This is a genomic window from Chloroflexota bacterium, assembly GCA_026710945.1.
GTDB lineage: Bacteria > Chloroflexota > UBA11872 > VXOZ01 > VXOZ01 > VXOZ01.
Genome location: JAPOQA010000054.1, coordinates 144,894 through 169,792, shown reverse-complemented (window position 1 = coordinate 169,792; position 24,899 = coordinate 144,894). Strand labels below are relative to the sequence as shown.

The 24,899-nt window shown below is 58.3% G+C and carries 19 protein-coding genes and 1 tRNA gene; 13 read left to right on the top strand and 7 right to left on the bottom strand.

Annotation, left to right across the window (positions count from 1 at the left end):
* Positions 1 to 107 precede the first annotated feature (107 nt).
* Complete coding sequence (locus OXE05_11120) at positions 108 to 1,502, top strand: extracellular solute-binding protein (protein MCY4437872.1); 1,395 nt, start codon at positions 108 to 110, stop codon at positions 1,500 to 1,502.
* A 286-nt stretch (positions 1,503 to 1,788) separates the two neighbouring features.
* Here OXE05_11120 and OXE05_11115 read toward each other — a convergent pair.
* Positions 1,789 to 1,864: transfer RNA gene (locus OXE05_11115), tRNA-Glu, on the bottom strand.
* A gap of 343 nt (positions 1,865 to 2,207) precedes the next feature.
* On the opposite strand from OXE05_11115, the gene OXE05_11110 reads away from it, so the two are divergent.
* The 9 genes from OXE05_11110 (at position 2,208) to OXE05_11070 (ending at position 14,406) form a co-directional block, all read left to right on the top strand.
* A complete protein-coding gene (locus OXE05_11110; GenBank protein MCY4437871.1) occupies positions 2,208 to 3,602 on the top strand; it encodes an extracellular solute-binding protein in 1,395 nt (464 codons plus the stop codon).
* Positions 3,603 to 3,694: 92 nt separating this feature from the next.
* Positions 3,695 to 4,963, top strand: a complete 1,269-nt coding sequence (locus OXE05_11105; GenBank protein ID MCY4437870.1) for a DegT/DnrJ/EryC1/StrS family aminotransferase — start codon at positions 3,695 to 3,697, stop codon at positions 4,961 to 4,963.
* 318 nt (positions 4,964 to 5,281) lie between these two features.
* A complete protein-coding gene (locus tag OXE05_11100; protein ID MCY4437869.1) occupies positions 5,282 to 6,187 on the top strand; it encodes a polysaccharide deacetylase family protein in 906 nt (301 codons plus the stop codon).
* 168 nt (positions 6,188 to 6,355) lie between these two features.
* Complete coding sequence (locus tag OXE05_11095) at positions 6,356 to 7,807, top strand: CehA/McbA family metallohydrolase (protein MCY4437868.1); 1,452 nt, start codon at positions 6,356 to 6,358, stop codon at positions 7,805 to 7,807.
* 51 nt (positions 7,808 to 7,858) lie between these two features.
* Positions 7,859 to 9,109 carry a pyridoxal-phosphate dependent enzyme gene (locus OXE05_11090; protein ID MCY4437867.1) on the top strand — a complete coding sequence of 417 codons (1,251 nt, stop codon included), beginning with the start codon at positions 7,859 to 7,861 and terminating at the stop codon, positions 9,107 to 9,109.
* A 19-nt stretch (positions 9,110 to 9,128) separates the two neighbouring features.
* On the top strand, positions 9,129 to 10,634 hold the full coding sequence (locus OXE05_11085; GenBank protein MCY4437866.1) for a M81 family metallopeptidase: 1,506 nt from the start codon (positions 9,129 to 9,131) through the stop codon (positions 10,632 to 10,634).
* Positions 10,635 to 10,654: 20 nt separating this feature from the next.
* Positions 10,655 to 12,061 (top strand): FAD-binding oxidoreductase, encoded by a 1,407-nt coding sequence (locus tag OXE05_11080; protein MCY4437865.1) that lies wholly within the window; start codon positions 10,655 to 10,657, stop codon positions 12,059 to 12,061.
* 296 nt (positions 12,062 to 12,357) lie between these two features.
* A complete protein-coding gene (locus tag OXE05_11075) occupies positions 12,358 to 13,017 on the top strand; it encodes a hypothetical protein (GenBank protein MCY4437864.1) in 660 nt (219 codons plus the stop codon).
* Between the two features lie 111 nt (positions 13,018 to 13,128).
* Entirely contained in the window at positions 13,129 to 14,406 is a 1,278-nt protein-coding gene (locus OXE05_11070; protein ID MCY4437863.1) for an MFS transporter, read from the top strand.
* A gap of 180 nt (positions 14,407 to 14,586) precedes the next feature.
* Here the strand turns inward: OXE05_11070 and nuoF are convergent, their stop codons facing one another.
* The 6 genes from nuoF to OXE05_11040 all read right to left on the bottom strand — a co-directional run bounded on the left by nuoF (position 14,587) and on the right by OXE05_11040 (position 21,866).
* Positions 14,587 to 15,942 (bottom strand): NADH-quinone oxidoreductase subunit NuoF, encoded by a 1,356-nt coding sequence (gene nuoF / locus OXE05_11065; protein MCY4437862.1) that lies wholly within the window; start codon positions 15,940 to 15,942, stop codon positions 14,587 to 14,589.
* A 39-nt stretch (positions 15,943 to 15,981) separates the two neighbouring features.
* On the bottom strand, positions 15,982 to 16,476 hold the full coding sequence (locus OXE05_11060; GenBank protein MCY4437861.1) for an NAD(P)H-dependent oxidoreductase subunit E: 495 nt from the start codon (positions 16,474 to 16,476) through the stop codon (positions 15,982 to 15,984).
* Between the two features lie 33 nt (positions 16,477 to 16,509).
* On the bottom strand, positions 16,510 to 17,547 hold the full coding sequence (locus OXE05_11055; GenBank protein ID MCY4437860.1) for an NAD(P)/FAD-dependent oxidoreductase: 1,038 nt from the start codon (positions 17,545 to 17,547) through the stop codon (positions 16,510 to 16,512).
* Positions 17,548 to 17,662: 115 nt separating this feature from the next.
* Positions 17,663 to 19,024, bottom strand: a complete 1,362-nt coding sequence (locus tag OXE05_11050; GenBank protein MCY4437859.1) for a (Fe-S)-binding protein — start codon at positions 19,022 to 19,024, stop codon at positions 17,663 to 17,665.
* A gap of 35 nt (positions 19,025 to 19,059) precedes the next feature.
* Positions 19,060 to 20,400, bottom strand: a complete 1,341-nt coding sequence (locus OXE05_11045) for an FAD-binding oxidoreductase (GenBank protein ID MCY4437858.1) — start codon at positions 20,398 to 20,400, stop codon at positions 19,060 to 19,062.
* A gap of 14 nt (positions 20,401 to 20,414) precedes the next feature.
* Complete coding sequence (locus OXE05_11040; protein MCY4437857.1) at positions 20,415 to 21,866, bottom strand: FAD-binding protein; 1,452 nt, start codon at positions 21,864 to 21,866, stop codon at positions 20,415 to 20,417.
* 335 nt (positions 21,867 to 22,201) lie between these two features.
* Here OXE05_11040 and OXE05_11035 point away from each other — a divergent pair, with 335 nt between their 5' ends.
* The 3 genes from OXE05_11035 (at position 22,202) to OXE05_11025 (ending at position 24,839) form a co-directional block, all read left to right on the top strand.
* Positions 22,202 to 23,128, top strand: a complete 927-nt coding sequence (locus OXE05_11035; protein MCY4437856.1) for a hypothetical protein — start codon at positions 22,202 to 22,204, stop codon at positions 23,126 to 23,128.
* A gap of 14 nt (positions 23,129 to 23,142) precedes the next feature.
* Complete coding sequence (locus OXE05_11030) at positions 23,143 to 23,412, top strand: DUF5069 domain-containing protein (protein MCY4437855.1); 270 nt, start codon at positions 23,143 to 23,145, stop codon at positions 23,410 to 23,412.
* Positions 23,413 to 23,624: 212 nt separating this feature from the next.
* Entirely contained in the window at positions 23,625 to 24,839 is a 1,215-nt protein-coding gene (locus tag OXE05_11025) for a zinc-dependent metalloprotease (protein MCY4437854.1), read from the top strand.
* Positions 24,840 to 24,899: the final 60 nt, after the last annotated feature.

The window sequence follows — 24,899 nt, the reverse complement described above, 5'->3', positions numbered from 1 at the left end:
ACATCGCGATAATTCTGTGACACATGCCTTATCGCTAGGCTTGACAGAATCTATGATGAGAGGTACGATGCTGGCAATAGTATGTATTGGAAGGCAAGGAGACCGCAATGGATGCAGTTCGCAAGTTATCCCGCCGATCCATAATGACCGGCATGGCAAGTCTGGGCTTTGGCGCCGCGGCCCTGGCCGCCTGCGGTCAAGTAGCTACGGCTCCTGCAGATGCTCCACAACCAGAAGAGGAGGCACAGCCGGAGGCGACGGCAGCGCCGGAGGCGATGGAGCCCAATGTCATCAAATACATGCACTACACCACCCAGCAGCAGGTGTGGGACGACACATACGGCGCGGTCATCAGCCGTTACGAGGAGCGCAACCCGGACGTTAAGGTTGAGCTCGACCTCATTTCGGGCGCGCTGACGAACATGGCCGAGAAAGCCGTGTCATCCCACGCGGCGGGGATTCCGTACGACATGTACTACGGCTGGTTTGGCTATATCAGCCAGTTTGCCACCGCCGAAATCATTCAGCCGCTCGATGCTCTTGTCTCGAAAGATGCCGCTTTCGATCTATCGGAGTATTACGACTTTGCCTTGGAGCGGATCAACGGCAGGCTCTACGGCATTGCGTGGTTCATGGGGGCCCGCACGATTTGGTACAACGCCGACCTCATGACGAACGCAGGTGTCGATTCGCCAAGCAAGTTGGATGCCGAAGGGAAGTTCACCTGGGACGCGCTGGCGGAACTCTCCACGAAATTGACGACCCACGAAGGGGCAAACGTCTCCCAATGGGGCATCGCTTTTGGCGGCAATCGCACCGACCGCATCCTCATTGCGCTCAAGTCTTGGGGCGCGGACTGGTGGAACGAAGCATTCAGTGCCGCGGCAATCAACTCGGCCAGTGCCGGGGACGCAGTGCAGGCAGTGCTGGACCTCGTCGTCAAGCACCAGGTGCATCCCCCCATTAATCGCAAAGAGACCGACGTTGCGCCATCGTTCAATGAGCAGAAACTCGCAATGGTCCTAAATGGGCCCTGGTATACGCGTTCCATCAATCAGCAAATCTACGAAGGCGAAACGCCGTTCAACGTCGAGCTGGCTTCAGTGCCGGTCGGCCCTGGCGGCCGCGGCACGCCCATGCTCCTCAACGCGTTTTGGATTGCCAGCACCTCGCCGGATCCCGACACTACCTGGGATTTCTATAAGTACCTCATCAGCGAGGAAGTGCAGCCGGACTGGGCCAACCTGGGCGGCGGCCGTTTCCCAGCAAACCGCACCTACGCCCCAGTCGTGCAGTATCCCTTCGAGAGTGTGGAGACCTATCAGGCGATCGCGGAAGTTGGAGTCCCATTGCGGCAGGTGGTGAAGCAATCGGATGTCAACGGCGCGTGGAGCGAACTTTGGGGCCAATTGGAAGAGGGCCAGAAAACGGTTGCTGAATCTCTAGCCGAGATCCACCAAGTTGCCGATAACGCGTTGCAAGAGGGCGGCTGTATCTGCTAAATCAGCGCAGTGTGAGTCACGACTGGTCTCCGACTGAGCGCAGGGCGAACGGCACATAGGGCGCAGCCCGTTTGCCCCGCGCCAGCCACAGTTCACTAGTTTGGCCGCCTTGCGCCACGTTACAGAAAAGCGTATCTCCGCCTACGACGTTGTGGCGCAAGGCTGCGATAGCAGTCCTGACGGAGAGCCGGTTCTACCCAAATTTGGGGCCAATTTCCAGGCAACGAATGCTGCGGTTACGGTCCGTCGCATAGTGTTCACACCCTGCCCTGTTTGACTAGAGAGATGGCACCCCCAGAGGGAATCGAGCCCTCGTTACAGGCTTGAAAGGCCTGCGTCCTGGTCCACTAGACGATGGGGGCAAGAGAGGCGCGTTTCACTCTTTCAGAATACCGCAAATCGAACCTTCTGCGAAGATATCCAGCGCCCCGGGATTAGCCGAATGGTGCTCGGTGCCTACAGGATGAACCGCAAATACCTTCGGGCGAAATCTTCGCTTGACTTGGTCACTTTCACCATCCGATTACTCCCGTTCTCCGTTCTAGCCAACTAGAAGCGATACTCGTTCAGGTTGACCCGATTACTCGAAAGATGTGGCAAGCCGCAACACCTCTGCGAGACAAGCTCCTTGGCAAAGATTGACAGATTAGAGGGGGGGGTATATTATGCTGGGAATACTGTAAGTAGGTAGGCAAGGAGAGAGGTATGGAAGGTCTGGGTAGATTCTCCCGCCGATCGATTCTCGTCGGCATGGCAAGTCTGGGCGTAGGTGGCGCAGCTTTGGCTGCCTGTGGCCAAGTGGCGCCTGCTCCCGCTGATGCGCCCGAAACGAAAGAGGAGCCGGAACCGGAGCCCACGGCGGCGCCGGAGGCCATGGAGCCGACGGTCATCAAGTACATGCACTTCACCACACAACAGGAGGTGTGGGACAACACCTATGGCGCGGTCATCGACCGCTACGTAGAGCGCAATCCGGACGTGCAGGTTGAACTCGACATTGTAACGTGGCCTCTGACAGACGTGGCGGTGAAAGCGGTCGCGGCTAGCGCCGCCGGCATCTCATATGACATGTACTACGGTTGGTTCGGCTACATCAGCCAGTTCGCCACGGCAGACATCATCCAGCCGCTCGACCCCTTCATCGCGAAGGATGCCGACGTCGATCTATCCGAGTACTACGAAGGCGCCCTCGAGCGGATCGGCGGCAATTTGTATGGTATCGCCTGGTTCCTGGGCGCCCGGTCCATTTGGTACAACGACGATATCATGACCAACGAAGGACTGACGTCTCCGGCCGACCTGGATGCCGCGGGCAACCTGAATTGGGATTCCCTGACCGAGTTGGCAACGAAACTGACTACCCGCGAGGGCGCGAACGTGACACGCTGGGGACTGAGTTTCAATGGAAACGCCCATTCCAGCATCGTGATCGCGTTGAAGTCATGGGGCGCCGGCTGGTGGAATGAGGACTTTACCGCACCGGCCATTGATTCCCCCGCAGCAGCCGAGGCCGTGCAAACCGTGCTGGACCACGTTATCAAGCATCAGGTGCACCCGCCGCTCAACCGGAAGGAAACCGACGTTGCACCGAACTTTACCGAGCAGAAACTCGGCATGGTCCTGACCGGACCTTGGTATACGCGGACCATCAACCAAGAGATTGTTGAGGGGCAAACGCCATTCAACGTCGATCTGGCGAATGTGCCACTGGGTCCCGGCGGTCGCGGCACACCGTTGTTGATTAATGCCTTCTGGATCGCCAGGAGTTCGCCGCAGCCCGATGCGACGTGGGACTTCTACAAGTACCTCATCAGTGAAGAGGTGCAGCCGGACTGGGCGAACCTGGGCGGCGGCCGCTTCCCGCCCAACCGCACCTACACGCCGGCCGTGCAGTATCCTTTCGAGAATGTGGAGACGTACAAGGCGATTGCCGATGTCAGCATTCCTCTGCGCCAGGCGGTAAAACAGTCCGACATCAACGGCGCATGGTCAGAGCTTTGGGGACAGATGGAAGCGGGCGAAAAGACCGTTGCGGAGGCCGTAGCTGAGGCCCAACAGGTTTCCGCGATCGCGCTGCAAGAAGGCGGCTGCATCTGCTAAGCTGCCATCAGAAAATCTAAGTGACAAGTGTGGTGACAGGCGCCACGGTAGTGGGTGCCTGTCACCTGTATGGTCAAAAAGGAGCAGCAGCCATGGCAATTAAGACCCCCGTTGATACGCGGCTCGCAATTGAAGGCGGCACGCCGGTCCGGTCGGCGGACGACCCCCTGCCGGGAATCTTCCCCCGCGACGTGCCGCAAGAGTCCTATGACAACATTCGCGAAGTCCTGGAAAAGGGCTTGTCTTCCGGCTACTTGCCGCGCTTCGAGCAGGAATTCGCGGAAGTGAACGGCGCAAAATACTGTGTCGCTCTCGCCAACTGCACCGCTACCTTGCATACCATCATTGCGGCGATGGACATTGGGCCGGGTAAGGAAGTCATTGTGAACCCCATTACCGACCTTGGCTCGGTTGCCGGCATTATGGCACAAGGCGCGATTCCCATTTTCCCGGATGTAGACATCCGCACCGGCAACGTCACCGCCGAGACAATCGAGAAGGTCATCTCGGAACGTACGGCGGCCATCATCGCCGTTCACTGGTACGGGCTGCTCTGCCCCATGGACGACATCGTGGCGCTGGCCCAGAAGCACAACATCCTTTTGATTGAAGACGTGTGCCAGGCGCCGTTGGCAAAGTATAAGGGCCGCAACGCGGGCACCCTGGGCGACGTGGGCGCGTTCTCATTTGACGCCGAGAAGCATCTCTCAGGCGGCCACGGCGGCGCGCTGCTGACCGACAACAAAGACATCGCCGACCGGGTACACCTGTTTGGCGTTATGCGCGGCGGCGTGCCAGTGGAACGCTACGGGCGCAAGCACGTGCGCTTCGGCCTGAACATGCGCTTTGGCGAACTGGAAGCGGCATTTGTGCTCGGCATGCTCCATATACTGGAAGAGCAGAATCAACGCCGGCGCGAGACCACCGCTGCACTAAGCCAGCGGGTTGAAGAAGACATTCCCGGTCTGATCCCGCCCTACATCCCCGAGGGGGCCGACCACATCTACTGGTACTACTACCTACGCGTGGACCCCGATGCCTTTACCTGCGGCTTGTGGGACCTCTCCGACGCGCTCATGGCCGAGGGTCTGAAAGCTGAGCCCGGTCCCTGGCAACTGGTGCCCGACAGCCACACGTTCCTGCACACCAAGACAACCGTGGCCGGTGAATCCCACTGGCCGTGGGACCATCCCATGAACGAGTTTGCCAGGGACATCGAATACAGCGCCGACATGGTGCCCATCGCCAAGGAGCACGTAGACACGACCATTCGCTGGAATTGGACGGATAAATATACCGACCGGGATGTGGAGGACATGGCAACGATCCTGGCAAAGGTGACAGATCGCTACCGGGCGTAGAGTCAAGAGTTTCGAGTTCCGCGCTTTCTTGGACTGAGACTCGGCAGCCGTTCGTGCCGAGTGGGCTTCATGAAGCCCTGGTCGAAACATGAACGGCTGCCGGAAGCTTGCGAAAGACCTCAGATGAACCTGTTCCGTTCAGCCTTCGACAAGCTCAGGCCGAACGGAACAGTCATGTGGGCCCAGTAGCGGTCTTGTGGGTCCGGTAGCGGTCTTGAGGCCCCGGTAGCGGTCTTGCGGGTCCGGTAGCAGTTTTGTGGCTCCAGTAGACTGGAAAGCAACCAAGAACAGCCTGAGTTAGACAAGGGGCCAAGTCTCATGTATCCAAACGGCGCACAATTCTGTCTGAGCCTGACGTTCGATATCGAGATGTCCTATAACTTTCCCTACTGGACATCCGATTACGCTGACTACGGCGCCATCGATCCTCATGTGAAGCAATACGTCCACACCATGCTCGATGTCGCCAAGAAGTACGACGTCAAGTTACAGTTCTTTATCGTTGGCAGCGCCTTGGAAGACCCAGACGTGGACTACCTCAAGCGGTTGGTAGCAGAGGGGCATGCCCTCGACAATCACACGTATCGGCACGTGAACGTAAAAGCGAAGCGTGTTGAAGACCTGCATCAGTCGTATCGGCGTGCGCCCTGGCGGGCCGGAAGTCTCACCCCCCTCGAGTGCTTACGTCACGAGATTAGGCAGACCAGCAGGGGACTCCTCGAGCGGCTGGGTGTTGAAACGCGCGGCTTCCGCACACCCGGCGCATTTCCCAACGGCTTGGAGGACATCCCTGAAGTGCAGGCACTTCTCCAAGAGGAGGGGTTTCAGTTTGCCTCGGCGCACTACAAGTGTCCTACGGAACGCACATGGCATCCTCCCCGCACGGAAATGGAAGCCGCCGTACGTCTGAGCCTCGATTCCCTCCAGCCTTATCGCTATCCCAGCGGCCTACCCGAGATTCCAATGATGGGTCTGAGCGACGCCATTGCATTTCGTTCGTTGGACTTGGACCGCTGGGAGTACATTCACCATGCAACAATAGCGGTTGATCACGCGTACGAAAACGGCCAGATTCTGAGCCTCCTCGCGCATCCCTCGTACCTCGCGGCCCGCGATCCCCACTGTGATATGCTTGACACTGTGCTGCGCCGGGCGCTTGCTAAGCCCGGCGGTTGTTGGGTGGCAACAAACCGCGATATCAACCGGACAGTTTTGGCTGCCTAGCCCCAATCTGCGCGCACAGCAAGCTTCAGGTATCGAGTCGGTTTCGCCTATGCTGCTTCGGTCCTTTTCACCTTGCTTTCGGCAAGAAGGGCGCACGATGAGTACTTGCGCTACCGGCCGAAGTAGCTATCAGGTTGCCCGACAGGATTGAACCGAATTGCAGGGAACATGGGCTCCATCGCAGGCACAATCGTAGATGGGCAGAGCGGCAACAAACTTGCAGCCAAAGTCTCTGTGCAAGGCAACGGCGGACTCTTTCACGCCCCTGAAGGCTCAATTGCAACCGTTGGGACAACCAATCCCTACTTCTATGCTGATGGATCGTTTGCGGTTGACCTTCCTCGCGGCCAGGCGGACGTCCGCGTAGAACGCGGCACGGAGTATGCGCCCCTGCACGTGACGGTTTCGGTGCCGCTGAAAGGCACAGTGAACCTCTCGCTGCCGCTGCAGCGGTGGATCCGGCTGGATAGCCAGGGCTGGTACCCGGGCAACACCCATATCCACTACCGTGAATTCGAATCCCGGCCTGAGGAACGCCTCCGCTTTGACTCCGAAGTCGAAGACCTGACCGTTACCGTAATCAGCGTGCTCCAACAGCAAGAATTCGCGTACGCCACCAATCGCTACCCCGTGGGACGTATGGAACATCCAACCAGACCGCACTGGGTGCTGGACGTGGGGGAAGAGACGCGACACAACAAGATACTCGGCGATAGTAGCTCCGGCTACGGCCACGTGATGCTCGTGCGGCTGCAGGAGCAGGTTGATCCCTTGAGTCGCGGTGTGCTGGTGGATGACTCCGATCCCGACTACCCACCACTAATGGATGCGTGCGATTCGGCCCAGGCACAAGGCGGGGTGGTAATCTGGTGCCATAATGGCTGGGGCATGGAAGCGCCCATTGCGGCCTCGCTGCAGCGGATAGACGCGCTTAATCTCTTCGACCCGTATTGGCTCGACACCGAGTACGATCTTTGGTATCACTTATTGAATTGCGGCTTCAAGCTACCGGCCAGCACGGGCTCAGACTGGTTCATCTGTTCGGCAAACCGCGTGTACACACACCTGGAGCAGTCCTTTTCCTACGATGGCTGGCTGGAGACGCTCAAGGACGGTCGATCCTTCATTACGAACGGGCCGGTGCTGGAACTTACCGTTGAAGACCAGCCGCCGGGAACTCGTCTCGACCTTCGCGCAAGACATCCAAAACAGGTGCGTGTTGAGGTGCGGTGGCAGGCACATCGAACCATCGAAAGCGTCGAGATTGTCATGAATGGCAGCGTGGTAGCAGGTGAGCGCGACTCCAACGGCAGCAGAGAAGGGGTCTTGAGCGCGACATTGGCCGCGCCGCACGACGGCTGGATCGCGGCGCGCTGCTCCGGGAAGAGCCGGGATAGTTACGGCCATGCCCAATGGGCCCATACGAGCCCGGTGTACCTTAAAACCGGCAGTAGAGCCCCCGCCTCCAGAGAGTCGGCACAGTTCTTTGTCGCGCAGATCGAGCGGTCTCTCAAGTGGATCACGGAAGAGGCACGATTTGACGAGGTTTCCCACCGGCAGCGCATGCAGCAGCTCTTTCGCGATGGTCGAGAATCCTTCCTGCGCTTGGCGCGAGGGTAGTATCCTTGTAAGTGAAATTTGCGGCGAGGTGAGTGAAGAAAGGGCAATCGAGTGACGGCAGTTGGTACCGACGTTCAGTGGTTGCAGTGCGTGCGCTGCGATGAGCAACTTGCCATTGGGGCACATGTGTTCGGGTGCCCCCGCTGTTTTCAAGAGGGCCGGCAAGGCCCGCTAGACTTTAGAGTTAACGTAGCAGGTGGCATTCCTGCCAACTTTCAAGCGGCATGGGATGCGGGGCCGCAGCACAATATCTGGCGCTATGGGGATATGCTCCCGGTAGCAGAGCATCCCTTGAGCCTCGACGAAGGCGGCACGCCGCTGACTCACCTGGCTGAGTTGAGCGACGAGCTTGGCCTCAACGTGTACGTCAAGAACGAGACCATGAATCCTACGTGGTCGTTCAAGGACCGCCACGCTGCGGTAAACATCTCCATGGCGCGCCAACTTGGCTATTCCAAGGTGGTGGCTTCTTCCACCGGCAACGCCGGCCAAGCTGTGGCGGCGTACGCGGCGCTTGCCGGATTGCGGGCGTTGATCATTGGATACCCTACTTCATCCGAACTGTTGCGCCGGGTCATGCAAATTCACGGCGCGTCAGTAGTGACTATGCCAAAGCCGGAGATCGGTACGATGATGCGGCAGCTTGTGGAAGACCATGGCTGGCTGCCGGTCGGATCGTCCGATCCAAACCCGCTCGCCAGTCCCTACGGCGTGACAGGGTACAAGACAATCGGATATGAGGTCGCTAGCGCGCTCGGCGCGGCCCCGGACGCAATTCTGGTGCCCACTGGCGGTGGAGATAGCCTCTACGGCATCTGGCGCGGCTTGATCGACTTGCACGCAATGGGCCTCATTGCCCGCCTGCCGCGCATAGTGGGCTGTCAGACTGAGGCGACTCATCCGCTGCTCCATGCGCTTACGCACAATCGGACTGAAGTCGAAGTACAGCCCGAGCCCGACTCACTTGCAACGTCGATCATCGAGGGACGCTGTGGCATGCACGCTCTGGGCGCTCTCCGCGCATCGGGCGGTACCGCAACCGCGGTTTCAGAAGATGAGTTGCGCCTGGCAATCCGCCGCATGGCCAGTCGCGGGTACTTCTTCGAGAGCGCCTCGCTCGCAACTATCGCCAGTCTTGTGCGGCTCCACGGTGAAGGATACTTCAAAGCCGGTGAAACTGTCGTCTGCGTCATTACCGGCAGTGGGGTAAAGTGGCCTGACGTAATCAATCAACTTGTGCCTGCTGTGCCTCACTTGGAGCAGCCGAGCATTTCCGCTTTGGCGGATGTAATGGAATTGTGAGAGAACAGAGGAAACCACTATGAAGCAATCGCATCGGGTTGCCGTAGGCTCGATCTTGACCGAATGCAACCAGTTCGGCGGTAAGTTGATCGAGCGGGCCGAGTTCGCCCGCAGCCAACTCGCGCGCGGAAATGAAGTTATGTCAATCGCTGGCGGCGCTGTTGGCGGCATGTTGCAGACGCTACAGGAGCAGAACGCCGACATTGTGCCGCTTGTCGTGGCGAGCGCCTACCCCGGTGGGCCGATTGCGCACGATTGCTATGACCGGCTCAAGACAGACCTGCTGGAAGATCTCAGCAATGCCCTGCCCGTGGACGGCGTGCTGCTGGCGCTGCACGGGGCAGCGGTCTCGACGGAAGTCGATGACGTGGAGGGCGATCTCATCACAGCCGCGCGGAAGATCGTAGGGCCGGACGTGCCAATCGTCGGGACGCTTGACCTGCACGCCAACGTGACAACCCAGATGATGCGTCACGCCGACGGTCTCGTGGCGTGGGAGACATATCCACACGTTGACCCGTTTACTACCGGTGTGCGTGGGGCGCGGCTCTTACTTGGAACACTCGACGGCGCATTTCGTCCCGCCATGGCAATGGCCAAAGTGCCAATTTTTACCAGCGCCATCAATGCGAGCACGGTGGGTGACGGCCCCTTTGCCGACGTGATGCGCCTGGCAAAGTCATTTGAAGAGCAACCGGGAGTCTTGTCCACCAGCGCGTTCCACGCCCACGCGACAATTGATGTGCCGGAACTAGGTGGGGGCGGCCTGGTGATTACGGACGGCGATGAAGCGCGGGCAGTGGGCCTGGCTCTACAGATTGCCGACCTCATGTGGGAGAAGCGCTTCGCCCTGGAGCCGGATACGCTCGCTCCTGAGGAGGCGGTTGAAGCGGGGCTCAAGATTCCAGGCGGACCCGTCATTCTGATCGAGTGCGCTGACTGCGTCGGCGGCGGAGCTGCCGGAGACAGCGTGGCTACTATCCCTGTCCTTAAGAATCTCAGCGAAGGGTTTGCCATTGTTCCAGTGGTAGACCCCGAAGCGGCCGCGCTCTGTCATGAAGCCGGTGAAGGCCGCACGGTTACGGTGACGCTAGGGCACAAGGTCGATCCCCAGTGGGGCAGTCCGCAGATCATTTCCGGTGTCGTCAGATCCTTAAGTGATGGAAAGTTTCAGTATACCGGCGGCATCTGGGCAGGCGAGTGGGCGACCATGGGGCCATCGGCGGTACTGGAGTGTGGCAGTGCTCAAATCTTGATTACGACGTATGGCACGTATGAGTGGCGGGACGAGCAATTCCGCGCACTGGACATGGACATCGCAGGCGCAAAATTCATCGTCGCCAAGAATCCGATGAACTATAGCCAAACCTATGGTGAATTTGCGCAAGGCGAATTCGTCCTGGATACGTCCGGCGCCACACCGCCGACACTGCGGCACTTTACCTATCACAAGGCGCCGCGCCCGTATTTTCCAATCGCTACCGATATTCCAAACTTCGCCCCCACAGTCTTGCGCGGCAGCTAGCAAAAGGAGCACATGCACACATGTCCGGCGTCGACGTCAACGACATCCACTCACAACTCAATCCCACCACCGTTGATCGGGTCGTTCCTGTTGATTCGCTGCAAGCAATCCAGTCTGCCATCGCCACTGCGCAGAGGGAAGGGAAGTCGCTCTCTATTGCCGGTGGACGGCATGCTATGGGAGCGCAACAGTTCGGCAGCGACACAATCCTCATGGATACGGTGCCGCTGAATCGGGTGCTAGACTTCGACGCCGATGCAGGCTTAATCACAGTAGAAGCGGGCATCTACTGGCCGGAGCTCATCGCAGCCATTCGACAAGCAGCGCCGGCGCATCCGTCGCAATGGGCTATCGCTCAGAAGCAGACCGGGGGAGACCGGATGAGCATGGGCGGTGCGCTGGCAGCTAACGTGCACGGCCGGGGTCTCCGCATGCGACCGATAATCACTGACGTTGAATCGTTCGTTCTGGTTGATGCCAACGGGAATGCCTTGAATTGCAGCCGCACAGAAAACAGTGAGCTCTTTCGACTGGTAGTTGGAGGATACGGGCTTTTTGGCGTGGTATATAGCGTAACGCTGCGGCTTTTGCCGCGGCAGAAGCTCCAGCGCACTGTCACTGTAGTCGATATTGATGAACTCATGCCGGCATTTGCGCAACGGATCGAGGAAGGTTTCCTCTACGGCGACTTCCAATACTCAATTGATGATTCTTCTGAAGGCTATCTGACGAAAGGTGTGTTTTCCTGCTACCGTCCGGTCGCGCCGGATACGCCAATATCAGATGAGCAGCGGGAGCTTTCCGTTGACGATTGGCGGCGCTTGATTCTCTTTGCCCACGTGAATAAGCCGCAGGCATTTGAGCAGTACGTTACGCACTACCTCGCAACCAACGGCCAGATATATTGGTCGGACCTGCATCAGCTCGGCTACTACGAGGAAAACTACCACCGCATGCTCGACCAATACGTCGGCGCTGCGGCCCCGGCAACGGAAGTCATCACCGAAGTCTATGTGCCGCGCCAATCCCTGGCGGCTTTCATGCGTGACGTTCGCGAGGACTTCCGGCAACACAAGACTCAAGTCGTCTATGGCACCATCCGACTTGTGGTACGTGATGAGGAGAGCTTTCTGGCCTGGGCGCGAGAGAGCTTTGCCTGCGTCATCTTCAATCTACACGTGTCGCACACACCGGAAGGTCAGGCAAGCGCCGCGGCAGCCTTCCGCCGCCTGATCGACCGCGCGATCCAGTACGGCGGCAGCTACTACCTGACATACCACAAGCACGCCACCCGCGCGCAGGTGGAGGAGTGCTATCCACAGTTACCGGAGTTTCTCCAACTGAAGCGGCGTTACGATCCGGGCGAGCGGTTCCAAAGCGACTGGCATCGCCACTACGCCGCGATGTTTGCTGACTCGATGGGCTAAGTATTGTCACCTTTCACCAGTGGTTTAGGGTCGGAGGCGGCAGCAGAATCCGTCGACTGTTGTATGCGAGGACACTCCTAGCGTATTGTAGTCCGAAGACATTCACCACGTGGCACGCTTTCATGTAGTCATCGTCGAGTTACGGCGTGGCAATACTTACGTCTGCACGAGCGCTGCGTTTGACACTGTGAATGTTTACGGTGCTGATTTCCCAATTGGCGTTGGGTTCAAGATGCGTCCGGCTATGCGAACTAACGCCCAACGAGGAGTAATGCTCCATCAAGATCAATGAACCGATGACAGTCTTGACCGACTTGCTGCTTGCATTGTGCAATGCCAAGTGGGGTATCGCTCTGCTACGGCAAGGGATCTCGCAGCGCCAGTTCTCCCAGATCACATGGGGCATAGGATTCCTTGCCGCAGCAGTTGCGGCAGTGCTTGGCGGCACGTCGCATGCCGTGGGGGACCAGTCGCCTGCGTTGCGGCGCAAGCTGTGGAAAGGGACGACGCTGGCCACCGGGTTCACGAGCGCAGGCATGTTTGCGAGCACGGTGGTAGCGTCCACGTCGCAGCCGCTCAAGGGCAAACTGCTCGTGGGCACGCTACTAAAGCTGATGGCATACTGCGGTTGGATGGCATCCCGCGGCAAGTTTCTCTACGTAATCATCGACTACGGATCCGCTATGGCGGGTGTCGCGGCGTTTCATGTGCCTTACGTTTTCCGTAGAGGCGCCGGAGACTCACGGTACTTGCTGAGCGGAGTCTTCATTTCGCTGCTCGCCGCATTCGTTCAGATACGCAAGATCAAGCTTCACCGCCATTTCAATCACAATGACTTGTATCATGTCATCCAGATCGGCGCGTGCTATTTCTTCTACAGGGGCGGGCGGCTTCTGCAAGATCGCCGAGATGGGGAGATGGACGAGCGGGGCACCAAGACAATCGGCGTGCAGTAGAAGACATGCGCCAGTGTGCCGGTCGGTAGCGGCGAGGCGCGGTCACGGCAGGCAGAAATTCACTTTTGCAATACCAGTCCCTGCACACTTCGCCGCAATTGAGGAGAGGTAATGTCGCGTAGCAACCGAGAACGTGTTTCCCTACCGTACCTAGCCCGGATCAGTGTCTTTTGGCTGGGACTCTCAACTGTTTGGGCGGGTCTGAATGTAGTCTACCTGCCTGACCGCGTTGAAGCACTGGTGGGCCCGGCGCACAAGGGCACCTACCTGGGCGTCCTAGTTTCCGTCGGCCTCATGGTTGCCATTGTCGTCCAGCCAGTTATGGGCGCGGTGAGCGACCGCACGACTGCGCGATGGGGCCGCCGCAAGCCGTACATGCTCTTGGGCTCGCTCTTGAGCGCTCTCTTTCTCTTGCTGATGGCCGCGGTCAGCACCTATGCCCTGCTCTTTGCGGTGGTTGTCCTGCTACAGCTTTCGTCCAATAGCGCGCACGGGCCGTACCAGGGCATCATCCCCGATCTTGTGCCGCAGAACCAGCGGGGACGCGCATCGGGGTTTTTCGGCCTGGCTAACCAGCTTGGTGTCCTGCTAGGTGCGCTCGTTGCCGGACAATTCCTGGATCGCGGGCAACCGGGGAATTACCTCTTCGTCGCTGCCGGCGTACTCGTGATGGTGGCAGTGATCTCCACTCTCACCATCCGCGAGGAGCCGTTGGCGGAGAAACCGGAGTTTTCCGGGGTACTCAGCGAGTTTCGCACGCGCCTTGCGGAGTTGCGTTCGAGGCCGGGGTTCACTTGGATCCTGCTCTCCCGTTTGTTCTTTTTCATGGGACTGCTGGCTGCAGACCAGATTCTGCTCTTCTTCGTGCGCGAACGCCTTGGCATAAGCGAGAATGCCGGCCTCTCTGTGACCATGGCGCTTGGGGTGCTCATCGTAGTGGCGGGACTGGTCACAGTACCGGCTGGCTGGATTTCAGACCGCATAGACCGGCGCAGCCTGGTTTTCGCCGCCTGCAGTGTAGGGTTGGTTGCATCCTTGATTCTGCTCTTTACGACAAATTTCGCAACCCTTCTCGTTGGATTTGCCGTGCTCGGTGGGGCTGTTGGAATGTTCACTGCCGCGGATTGGGCTTTGGCGATTGACCTCATCCCCGATCCCAGAGCGCCCGGCCTGTACATGGGCCTCACCAACTTGGCGACTGCCGGTGGGGACGCGCTCGGCAGCCTCAGCGCGGGCGTCGTGCTGGACACCTTCAACGGCATTCAACCGCTGCTGGGCTACACCGCCGTCTTCATCATGATGGCGGGATTCTTCGCACTGAGCGCGGGAATTATTTTGAAGGTACCAAATGTCTTCGTAGCGGAGCAAGATGCAGAGACGGACGCGTAAAACCAGCGGGAATAGCCCTGCTCAGGAAAGAGTGCCGCGATCGCTAAATGGACATGTCCGCCCAGTTTATACCGAGGCACACAATTGCGATCAAGGCTGAGAAAGTCCAGGAAGCCAAGGCAAGGGGCAGCGCAAACAGTTCGAACTCTAATAGTGCCGGCTTAGAGACGTGACCCTGATCTATGCCAGCACTCCGCCCTTTTGCGCCACGAGCATCTCTTGGAGAGTGCGACGGTCGACGTGCTCGTTCGGCTCTGTGCCGTCCATGGGACACACGCCTGCCGGGCACACTTTTTCTATAATGTGAGCATCGTACTCTTGGCGGAAGTTACGTACGGTGCTCACCACCGGCCAAGGGGCAAACTGGCCGAGTCCGCAGAACGATGCGCCCATCATATCGGTGGAAGCATGTTCAATGAGGTCGATGGTATCGGGCGCAGCCACGCCGTGGCGGACACGCTCCACCAACATGCGGAGGACCCGGGTACCGTCGCGGCAAGGGAAGCAGAAGCCGCAGGACTCTTCCTCAAAAAACGTTGCATCCCGGATTGCCGCGTCGACAACGCAGGAGTGGTCGTCCATAACGATGACGCCCGCCGTACCCAGGATGGTTCCGGCCGCCTGCACCGGTTTGAAGTCGAGGACAAGATCGATCATATCGGCAGGCAAGATGGCGCTGGACGCTCCACCCGGCTTCCAAGCCTTGAGCGTTCGTCCCTGCCAAACTCCACCTGCATGTTCGTAAATCAGTTCCCGCGCGGTGGTTCCCATCGGCAGTTCGTAAACCCCCGGGCGCTCAACGTGGCCAGAAACGCAGTAGACATTTAAACCGGACCCCTCGTTTACTCCCAGGTTACTCCACCTCTCACCGCCATTGAGGACAATATCGGAGAGATTGGAGAGAGTCTCCACATTATTAATGAGCGTGGGTTTGCCGAAAAGACCTTCATTGGCAGGGAAGGGCGGTCGTGCGCGTGGGTAGCCTCTCTTCCCTTCAAGGGAGTTCATAATGGCGGTTTCTTCGCCGACGATGTACGCTCCCGCGCCACGCCGTAAGTACAATTCCACGGAGAAGTCGGTGCCGAGTATGTTCTTGCCGATGAGGCCGCGCTCGTAGGCCTGTTCTATGGCGTGCTTGACTCGTTCATATGCTAAGAAGTATTCACCCCGGATATAAATGAAGATGATGGAACATCCGGTAGCGTAGGCTGCCAGCAAACAGCCCTCCACCAAGAGATGGGGGTCTTCCTCGCCAATGACACGGTTGGAAAAAGTACCGGGTTCACTTTCATCGAAATTGCACAGGACGTACTTGGGCTCACCCCGAGCTCCCACCAGGAAATTCCACTTCATTGCCGTGGGAAACCCGGCCCCGCCACGACCACCCATGTTTGCGGCGCGCACCTCATCGTGCACGGCTGAAGGGGTCATCTCAGTCAGTGCTTTGCGCAGAGCGGCATAGCCATCATGCGCCATGTAAGACTCGATGTCCTGAGAATTCTCATTGTGTATTCGCCGCAGGCAGACCTGCTCCATGCTGTTCGCTCCTCGCGGCCGTCGGGCTACATCTGCGCACTAACCACTTTCACTGCTGGCTGCAACTTTAGCCTGAACCTTTTCGAGAGCTTCTGATCCAGTCACCTGCCCCACTGCAACCTCGTTGATCAATAGCGCCGGCGCCTGCTCACAAAGTCCCAGGCACATTACCTCTTCCACTTCAAATGCGTCTGGCTGCGCTGCGGCTGCCTCTTCCAACGTATGCAGCACCTCCTGCGCGCCGCGCAGGTGACACGAGAGATTCACGCACACGCGCGCGATAACGGGCGGCTTCGGCTCAAAGAAGAACATTGTGTAGAATGTCGCGACGCCATATAGCTGCGCCTTTGTCTGCCCCAGGGCCTCCGCCACCATGCCCACGGCTGTGGGCTCCAGATAACCAAATTGCCGTTGCACAGCATGAAGCATATCGAGCGTCGAGCCCGGCTCTTGCTTGCACTCCTCAATCTCGCGCGCTAATGCGGCGTATTTAGCGGCATCAACGCTTTCGACTTCTCTCGGTGGCGTAGCCAATGGCTGTCCTCCACTGTGTTCGCGTGGTGGCGGCTATGTCTCCGGCTTATCGCGTTTGGTAAAGATATCCATATCACTACTGTGACCCGGAGCGAGCCGAGCATCGGGGTTAATATACCGCACTGCTTGATTCACTGCCATAGCCGCCTCGGACGCTCCGCACGCAATCAGATTGATCTTCCCCTCGTAAGCGGCAATATCGCCTGCAGCATAGACACCGGGTCGGCTCGTAACCATCGTCGCGGGATCTACCTTGATGCCCTTCCTGCCTTCAAGGTCAACCCCCCACTTTCGTATGACAGTCGTATCCATCAGGAATCCAATGCAAATCAGGATTATGTCCACTTCAAGATCGAAAGTCTCTTTCGATGTGAGATTCGTGATGGTGACTCCCGTGAGCTTGCCGTCAGTTACGTGCAACTCACTGGCTTCATGCCGGGGGAAGTGCACGTCCACCTCCGAGTAAATGAGTTGGCGAACTGTCGCCTCGTGCGCCTGCCAGACCGGCAGGCGGTGAATGAGCGTCGCCATCTTTGCGACTTTCTCAAGTTCAAGCGCCCAGTCGAGTGCCGAGTCTCCCCCACCAATGATCAGCACACGCTTGTCGCGGAACGTTTCCAGGTTTTTGACAGTATAGAAGACCTGCTTGTCTTCCAGGGGCTCGATGCCGGGAATCTTCAATTTGCGCGGCGCCAGCGAGCCATTGCCGTTGGCAATGAGTACGGTCTTGCTCTTGAATTCCTGGCCGCTCTGCGAATGGAGCACGTAGACGCCGTCGCGCTCTTCAAGTTCCGTTATTTTCTGTGAAAGAAATATGGGATATTGCCACTGGTCCGCCTGCTCATGCAAAGCCGCAACCAGATCCTTGGCGAGGATCGCCGGGAAGCCAGCCATATCGTAGACGTTCTTCACCGCGTATAGGGCTGAAAGGGCGCCGCCTATTTCATCCATTGCTTCCACAAGCTGTGTATCGAGATGGCGCACTCCGGCGTAGAAAAGCCCAAACAACCCCGTAGGGCCACCTCCAATAATCGTAAGGTCCTTTACGCCATTTCCCCCGTTCTCCACCATTTCACAGTACTCCTTCCAGCAGTGTCTCTAACCCTCGGTAATTGCGCGCACCAACATTCGTGCATCCAGTATCACGTCGCTTCCGCTCCCCACAGCTATAGGATACAAGAATGGCTCATGCGTTAGAATTATCGTGCTCATTGCTCTCCGCTGCCTGATAGGCTTCTTCAAGCAGTTCCATTGTGTGAATTGATCGCGTTGTTTCTCCGCTTGCAGCCAGGGCGCTGTCCATTTGCAACATACAACCCGGATTGCCAACAACGACGAGTTCAGCGTCCGTTGCCGCGATATTCTTGACTTTCGGCGCTACAATGCGCTGCGCCATGTCGGCCTGCACAACGTTATATACGCCTGCGCTGCCGCAACAGTGATCGGAGTTCTTCATCTCTACAAATTCAAGTCCCGGTATTGCTTGCAGCAGGGCGCGCGGCTGTGCTCGCACCCGCTGTCCGTGCGCCAGGTGGCAAGCATCTTGATACGTTACGCGCTTGTTTACCGGCCCAAACGACGTGTCTACCTCAATATCGGCTAAGAATTCGCTAACGTCTTTCACCTTCTCTGAAAAGTCGCGGGCGCGGAGGGCATATTTGGGATCAAGCTCAAGCAGAATGTCGTACTCCTTGAGCGCAGTACCGCAGCCGGCCGCGTTGCTGATGATAACGTCCAAGTCATAGGGTTCAAAGGCGTCAATGTTCTGCCGGGCCAAGTCTTTGGCTGTCTCACGGTCCCCGGCATGGACACCTAAAGCGCCGCAGCAGCGTTGGCTCTTGGGTATCACCACCTCGCACCCATTGCGCGTAAGGACGCTTACGGTTGCCCGATTCGTTTCACCGAAAAAGTATGGCATGATGCAACCGGTCACAAACCCCACCCGGCGTTTCGTCTCACCACGAGCTGGGACTACCTCCACGTCGGGCGCGGCATAGAATTCGTCAGACAACTTTGGCAGCATCGTTTCGGCATGACCGAACTGCCCGAAGAGCTTCAAGACACCGCTGCCTCGCACTAACTTCTGCAAACCGGAGGATTGGTAGAAACGGAGGATGTTGGCAACCAGACTCAGTCTGCCGGGAAATGGAAATGTTTGTTTGAACACGAGCCAGCGCAGGAAGCGTGGGACCATCCCACCGGGCTTCGCTTGTGTCGCCTCGCCGCGCGCTGCCTCGATGATCTTGCCATACTGTACTCCCGATGGACAGGCAGTCTCGCAGGCCCGGCAATCCAAACAAAGGAATATGTGTTGCAGAAACGTCTCATTGATTGGAATGCGCTCTTCTTTGGCCGCTTTGACGAGATAGATGCGGCCCCGCGGACTCTCCATCTCGAGGCCCGTTTCCCGGTACGTGGGACACGCATTGAGACAAAGTCCGCAGTGCACGCATTGGGCAAGGTCCTCATCCGTAAGGCCTTCAAAGCGTACACGTTCATTGTCAGAATCTGGAATAACGAGCCCTGGCTTGCCGACATCGGTATTCACGTTGGACTTGCTCGCCTCTCTAAAGTGAGATGGTGCTAAATCTTCGCTACGAATCGGCCTGGATTAAGAATGTTGCGTGGATCGAAAGTCTGCTTGAGGCTGCGCATGACGCTTAGTCCCTGAGGACTCGGTCCCCAGACGTCAAAGGCGGTCTTGAGCGCCGGCGAGCCTCGTTGCAAGATCAAACTACCCCCATGTTCCTGGCTCACTGCTCGGGCATGCTGCAAGAAGCTGAGGAGTTTTGCCGATGTAGCCGAATGGACAGAGGGGTCTTGCTCTTGGCCGTCCGCCGAGCGAACTCCACACTTCAGTGAGCCGCTGAGAGGGTCGGATAAGACTCCCACCGCTCCCTCAAGAGGCTCTGCCGAGCGCAAGAGGTCTGCATAGACGTGCCTCACTTCTGTTGGTACCGCGCTCGCCTTTAGCAAGACATCTGCTGGGCCACCAACCGACCCCACGTCCACGCATGCTTGCCACAGGGACACCCCGTCCTTTTCGCAAACTACCTCAGCGTCATTCCCGCCCCCTGCAGTTCCTGCCGCCGAGGCGTCGCGGACCTGCCGAGCCACAGCTCCTTGTGCGCCCATGAAGCGGACAAGAAGCACATGGCCGCCACGAACTGCGCCAAACAAACACTGTTGAGCGACCGCATTGCCAACCACGGCCGCCGCCGGATGGTACGCGCGTATGGCGGATGCTGCCGCAAAGGCCGCGCCTGAATCTGCAAATGTGAGAATGAGGGTCTGATCAGCTTTCGGCAAAGGATACACCTTGAAAGTGGCTGTGGCGATAACCCCCAACGTACCGAGGGCGCCGACCTGCAGCTTGTGGAGACCGAACCCGGCCACGTTCTTTACCACCTCGCCGCCGCTTTTGACAAGGGTGCCGTCACCTTGGACGAATTGCATTCCCATAACCAGGTCCTTGGCAGTGCCGAATGTGTACCGCAAAGGCCCATGGGCGTTGACCGCCACCGCTCCGCCAATCGTGGCTCTCTCAGGGCGGGGCACCTCAAGCGGCAGAGTCTGACCATGTTCGCGCAAAGTCTCTTGCAAGACGGCCACGGCCACGCCCGCCTCTGCCGTCACAATGAGGTCGGCAGGTTCGTATCCCGCTATCGCATTGAGTCCCGCAGTGGAGAGTGCCACGCAGGTATCAGTTGGGGGCGCGCCAAGATCGAGCATGGTGCCGCCGCCTACGGGGGTGGTTGAAGCCCCGGCGGCGTCTAGTTCCCCAACGACCTCAGCCAATTCTGCAATAGCACGAGGCGCCACACACAACGACGGCTGCTTGCCGTCTATAGTAGGACTCTCGGTAGTGACCGCATCATGCGAGACGATCTGAGCGAGCTGGGTGTGGAGTGTCTCAGTCAGCAACGCGTATCTGCATCCTACTTCCAGACCGCAGTAGCAGTAGAGTGGACCGGAGACTTGCCAATGTGGATTTTCGCTGCATGCGGACCTTCACCGGTGGGGAATATTTTTGTGGGGTTGAACAGCCAATCTGGATCGAACGCGCGCTTGAGCTTGCGCATGGACTCCAAGTCTTCTTCGCTATAGAGCCAGTCCATGTACTCTTGCTTCTCGGTGCCGATGCCATGTTCCCCCGAGAGTGAGCCACCGGCGTCAATGCACGCGCGAATAATCTCCTCACCCGCTGCAATAACCCGTTGCACCTGGTCGCTATCGCGCACGTCAAAGAGCAGATTGGGATGCAGGTTACCGTCACCGGCATGAAATACATTGGCGATAATGATGTCGTAGCGTGCGGCCACGTCTTCAACAAAGCGCATTATCTCCGGTAGTTTCGTGCGGGGTACGACACAATCCTGGATGTAGTAGTTTGGCGCCAGCCGACCCAATGCGCCGATGGCCCCCTTGCGTCCCTTCCACACCGCCTCCCGCTCAGCGACGGTCTGCGCCACTCGGATTTCACGGGCACCTGCCTCACGGCAAAGGCTTAGGATTGCCTCACGCTGTTCGTCGAGTTCTTCCTGCATGCCGTCGATTTCGATGATAAGCACACTACCAGCGTCGGAGGGGTAGCCGACATGGTGCGCTTCTTCAATTGCTTGGGTGACGACCTGGTCCATAATCTCCAGTGCGGCAGGAATGATGCCATTGCCAATGATGGATGAAACTGCCTGGCAGGAGTCTGGGACACTCTCGAAAATCGCAAGATAGGTCTCTACTGCTTCCGGAATTGGCAGCAGCTTGACAAGGATCTTGGTCACCACACCCATGGTGCCTTCGGAGCCGATAATCGCGCATAGGAGGTCATAGCCCGGTGCGTCCGGCGCCTTGCCGCCAAGCCATGCCACTTCACCGCCCGGAAAGACCACCTCCAGGCCCATGACATGATTAATCGTGCAGCCATAGCGCAGGCAGTGGGCACCGCCGGAATTCTCGGCGACATTGCCCCCGAGTGTACACGCATATTGACTAGACGGGTCCGGAGCATAATAGAGCCCTAAGTGCTTAACTTCGTCGGAGAGTTCGAGGTTTACCACCCCAGGTTCCACGAGCGCGGTGCGATTCTCTTCGTCGATCTCAAGAATGTCCCGCATGCGGCTGACGGAAAGCAGTATGCCGTTTTCTTCCGGCACGGCGCCGCCAGAGAGGCCCGTTCCGGCGCCCTTCGGTACCACCGGTACCTTCAATTCATTAGCGACAACCAGTATCTCACTGACTTCAGTCGTGGTGCGTGGAAAAGCTACGGCGGCGGGAAGCTGGGCGTCAATTGATGCGTCGCGCTCGAAGACTATGAGGTCTTCCGGAAGATGAACAACGTGCTCCGGTCCAACAATGGCCTGCAAGCGCTCAACGAGTTCACGTGTGTCCATGGCGTACTACCTAAACTCGATTCGTGCCTATCCGCCTCCGACCCACCAATCACTGTGATGATACCATAGCCCAAATACTGCGAACAAAAACCTGGAAATTGCCTGCCTTAGCTTCCTGCCGCATCCAATGAGGCAGGGGATTCCCGGGAATCTCGTTTCGGCAATTACTACCGTCACACCTAAGCAAAGGACGTCTTGCAACTGTGCCAAGGGCTCTTGATTTTGACGCAATGCAACTGCACCTGGCCCAAATCGAGCCTCCAATTGGTCCGATTCGCTTGTTGCGTCCCGTTACCGGAGGTGGCGCTCAGGGAGCGCGAGTTTGGCAGGGAGTCTTGGCTTCGGGAACGCACGTTGCAATCAAGCAACATGCGCACCCCGGGGCGGGAGATGTTGAGTACGGTGTGCAGGAAATGCTCTACCGGCTTGGCGCCCCGGTTGCGCGCCCACTACTATGGCAACCGGAGGCGCGCACACTTATTACGGAGTGGACAGGGTCTCGCACACTTGCCGCGGCGATCCAGGAAACCGGCCAACTCCGCGAATCGCAGTCTCACGAATTGCGCCATTTGACCCAAAGCTTAGTTCAGGGCTGCACCGCTCTTGAGACTGCTTTTCAGGGGCTAGCCGCGCGGATGCCGTTTGGCTCAACAGGTGAGCAGGAACGCCGCCACACGGAGGTCCGGGCGAGGTGCCGTCACGCGCCTGAGACGTACGAGCGACTTGCGGACTTCTGCGGTCTCGCGATACCGCAGGGCTGGACATCAGCCCTGCGTAAAGCATGGACAGTAGTAGCAGAATCTATGTGCAGCGGCAAAACGACGTTCGGCGGTCGCGACTGCACGCCGCGCAACGTGCTTGTTGACGGTACCGAGATACGGTTTGTGGACTTTGCAGTCGTCGGCCTCGATTGGCCGGAAGCGCGGCTGGCGCAGTATGCCGCCGCTGTGGCGGCCGGCGCGACGACACAGCCGTTTCAGACCCTCTTGACCCATGGCGAAGCGCAGTGGTACGTTGATAGTGGGTGCATTGAAATCCCACAGTTGGACATGCATCACTTGTTAGTGTGGAGCGAGGTTTTGCGGTTGCTTCTCGACGGGAAGCTGGGAGTGCCAAGTTCCCCGAGCAACTTGCTGGGTCGAAAACTAGACCAGGCAGTGAAGTTGGCGCTCACTCCCTTGGCCCCCACGACACCCGGAGAGTTGGTACGCTCACTCGTCGCCACAGTCTTTGTACACGGGTCGATCTCTTTGAAGCGATGAGGAAGGATAAAACGATGGCAGAGGAATGGAAGCCGCGGGAACGCGAACTGGTAATTGATGGCCTGGAGTGGGTAGGTCGGATGGCCGATAAGGCACGTGCCCAGCATGGCGGCTACATCGGCGAGTACATCTACCCATGCCCCATGGATCAGCAGGTGCTGCGCGATCTGGGCATGAGCTCGGAAGAGTTCAAGCAGATCGCCGTCGAAGCTGGTACGGATAGCGAACTGGCAGCCAAGGTAAAGGCCGCTTCCGGCAAGGAGACCGTGGCAACACCCACGTGAACCGCAATCATTGTCGGGACTCTTAGCGCAGCGATCCGCCGAGTCTTGCCGGCCGGTCGCACCTAGAGGCGATGTTTGCAAGCAAACGTACATACCCGCGCTTGGCGCGGGTATGTTATATTCTTGGGAGCACAACAGAATAGGAGATCTTGATTGCAATCGAGTAACAAAGTCAACTGGCAAGTATTGCCCGCGCCGCTTGCGATCTGCCAGTGACGCGCGATCAAAAAAATGCTGCGCTATTCGGCGCCGTCCTCGGTCTTATTCTAAGCGGAGGGTATCTGGTTGCCCGCAGAGTTGCCACACGCGTGCAGCCGAACATCATCGACTGGCAGCGCACAGAGCGCATCGCCATGCGCATTGCCGCGCGCAACCCGGAGGGCGTTCTCCCAAGCGGAACGCGAGAATCTCTCCTCACAGACTATCAGGCGCTGGTGCAGCTCAGCCACGATCGGATTACACCCTTCATTCAGCTTGCCACTGCCCCCGGCAGCCATGAAGTAGAAGTGCTGGACCGTCCCCTATGGGTCCAACGCAATCTCACCACTGTGCAACGCCTGTTACAGCCCTTGGAAGACGTGTACCTAGAGAGTGTCGGGTCAAATAGCAACACGTTGTTCCGACTTGCGCACGGGAGCATGCAGCTCACTATGTCTGCGCAGATGGGTATCGTGTTGGGCTTTCTTTCGCGCAACGTATTAGGTCAATTCGACATGCCGTTCTTGACGCCGCCCGCCTCCAATGAGGGTGCGGCTCTTGATCAGTCAAGCAGAATCTACTTTGTTGAACCCAACATTCGCCGTCTGCAGCAACGTCTCGACATCCCGCCGGACGCGTTCCGGCTCTGGATCGCGCTTCATGAGACCACCCATGCCATACAATTTCAAGTAGCGCCATGGCTTGCAGGGCATCTCGGAAGCCTTATCGAGTCGTACGTCGAGAGCTTCCGCGAGTTACTCCGCGAGTCTTCCCATCCGTTGCGCGCGATGCTCTTGCCCGGGGCTGAAGCTACAGAGGATCGCGAGCGCCTCGGTGGGGTAGTCAGTCTCCTCACGACGCCGGAACAACGAGACATGCTTGCGCGCGTGCAAGGTGTGATGAGCCTTGTGGAGGGCTACAGCAACTACATCATGGACGCTTTGGGCGAGCAGCTCATTACCGGATTTCCCACCATGCGGAAACGGCTGGAAGAACGCAAACGCGGTTCGCTGGAGCGGGCCGTCATGCGGCTGCTTGGTTTTGACCTTAAGCTCGCGCAATATCGCCTCGGTGAGCGCTTTGTGCGCCAGGTTGTGGATAGTGAAAACATGGCCTTTCTCAACCGCGTCTGGGAATCAGAGCACGCCATGCCGACGCTGGATGAGATCAATGCGCCCGATGAGTGGGTGGCGCGCATGCAGGGAGTTCGTAGCGCACCGAACCCATAAGTGCGCGACTTGGAATCTTGGGGCTGTCAACCGGGCAGTAGTTCTGCACACGGCCGCACT

Coding starts and splice junctions, on each gene's coding strand:
- OXE05_11110 (MCY4437871.1), top strand. CDS start 2,208: ATGGAAGGTCTGGGTAGATTCTCCCGCCGATCGATTCTCGTCGGCATG.
- OXE05_11040 (MCY4437857.1), bottom strand. CDS start 21,866: ATGGACACACGTGAACTCGTTGAGCGCTTGCAGGCCATTGTTGGACCG.
- OXE05_11030 (MCY4437855.1), top strand. CDS start 23,143: ATGGCAGAGGAATGGAAGCCGCGGGAACGCGAACTGGTAATTGATGGC.
- OXE05_11100 (MCY4437869.1), top strand. CDS start 5,282: ATGTATCCAAACGGCGCACAATTCTGTCTGAGCCTGACGTTCGATATC.
- OXE05_11085 (MCY4437866.1), top strand. CDS start 9,129: ATGAAGCAATCGCATCGGGTTGCCGTAGGCTCGATCTTGACCGAATGC.
- OXE05_11075 (MCY4437864.1), top strand. CDS start 12,358: ATGACAGTCTTGACCGACTTGCTGCTTGCATTGTGCAATGCCAAGTGG.
- OXE05_11095 (MCY4437868.1), top strand. CDS start 6,356: ATGGGCTCCATCGCAGGCACAATCGTAGATGGGCAGAGCGGCAACAAA.
- OXE05_11080 (MCY4437865.1), top strand. CDS start 10,655: ATGTCCGGCGTCGACGTCAACGACATCCACTCACAACTCAATCCCACC.
- OXE05_11105 (MCY4437870.1), top strand. CDS start 3,695: ATGGCAATTAAGACCCCCGTTGATACGCGGCTCGCAATTGAAGGCGGC.
- nuoF (MCY4437862.1), bottom strand. CDS start 15,942: ATGGAGCAGGTCTGCCTGCGGCGAATACACAATGAGAATTCTCAGGAC.
- OXE05_11055 (MCY4437860.1), bottom strand. CDS start 17,547: ATGGTGGAGAACGGGGGAAATGGCGTAAAGGACCTTACGATTATTGGA.
- OXE05_11120 (MCY4437872.1), top strand. CDS start 108: ATGGATGCAGTTCGCAAGTTATCCCGCCGATCCATAATGACCGGCATG.
- OXE05_11070 (MCY4437863.1), top strand. CDS start 13,129: ATGTCGCGTAGCAACCGAGAACGTGTTTCCCTACCGTACCTAGCCCGG.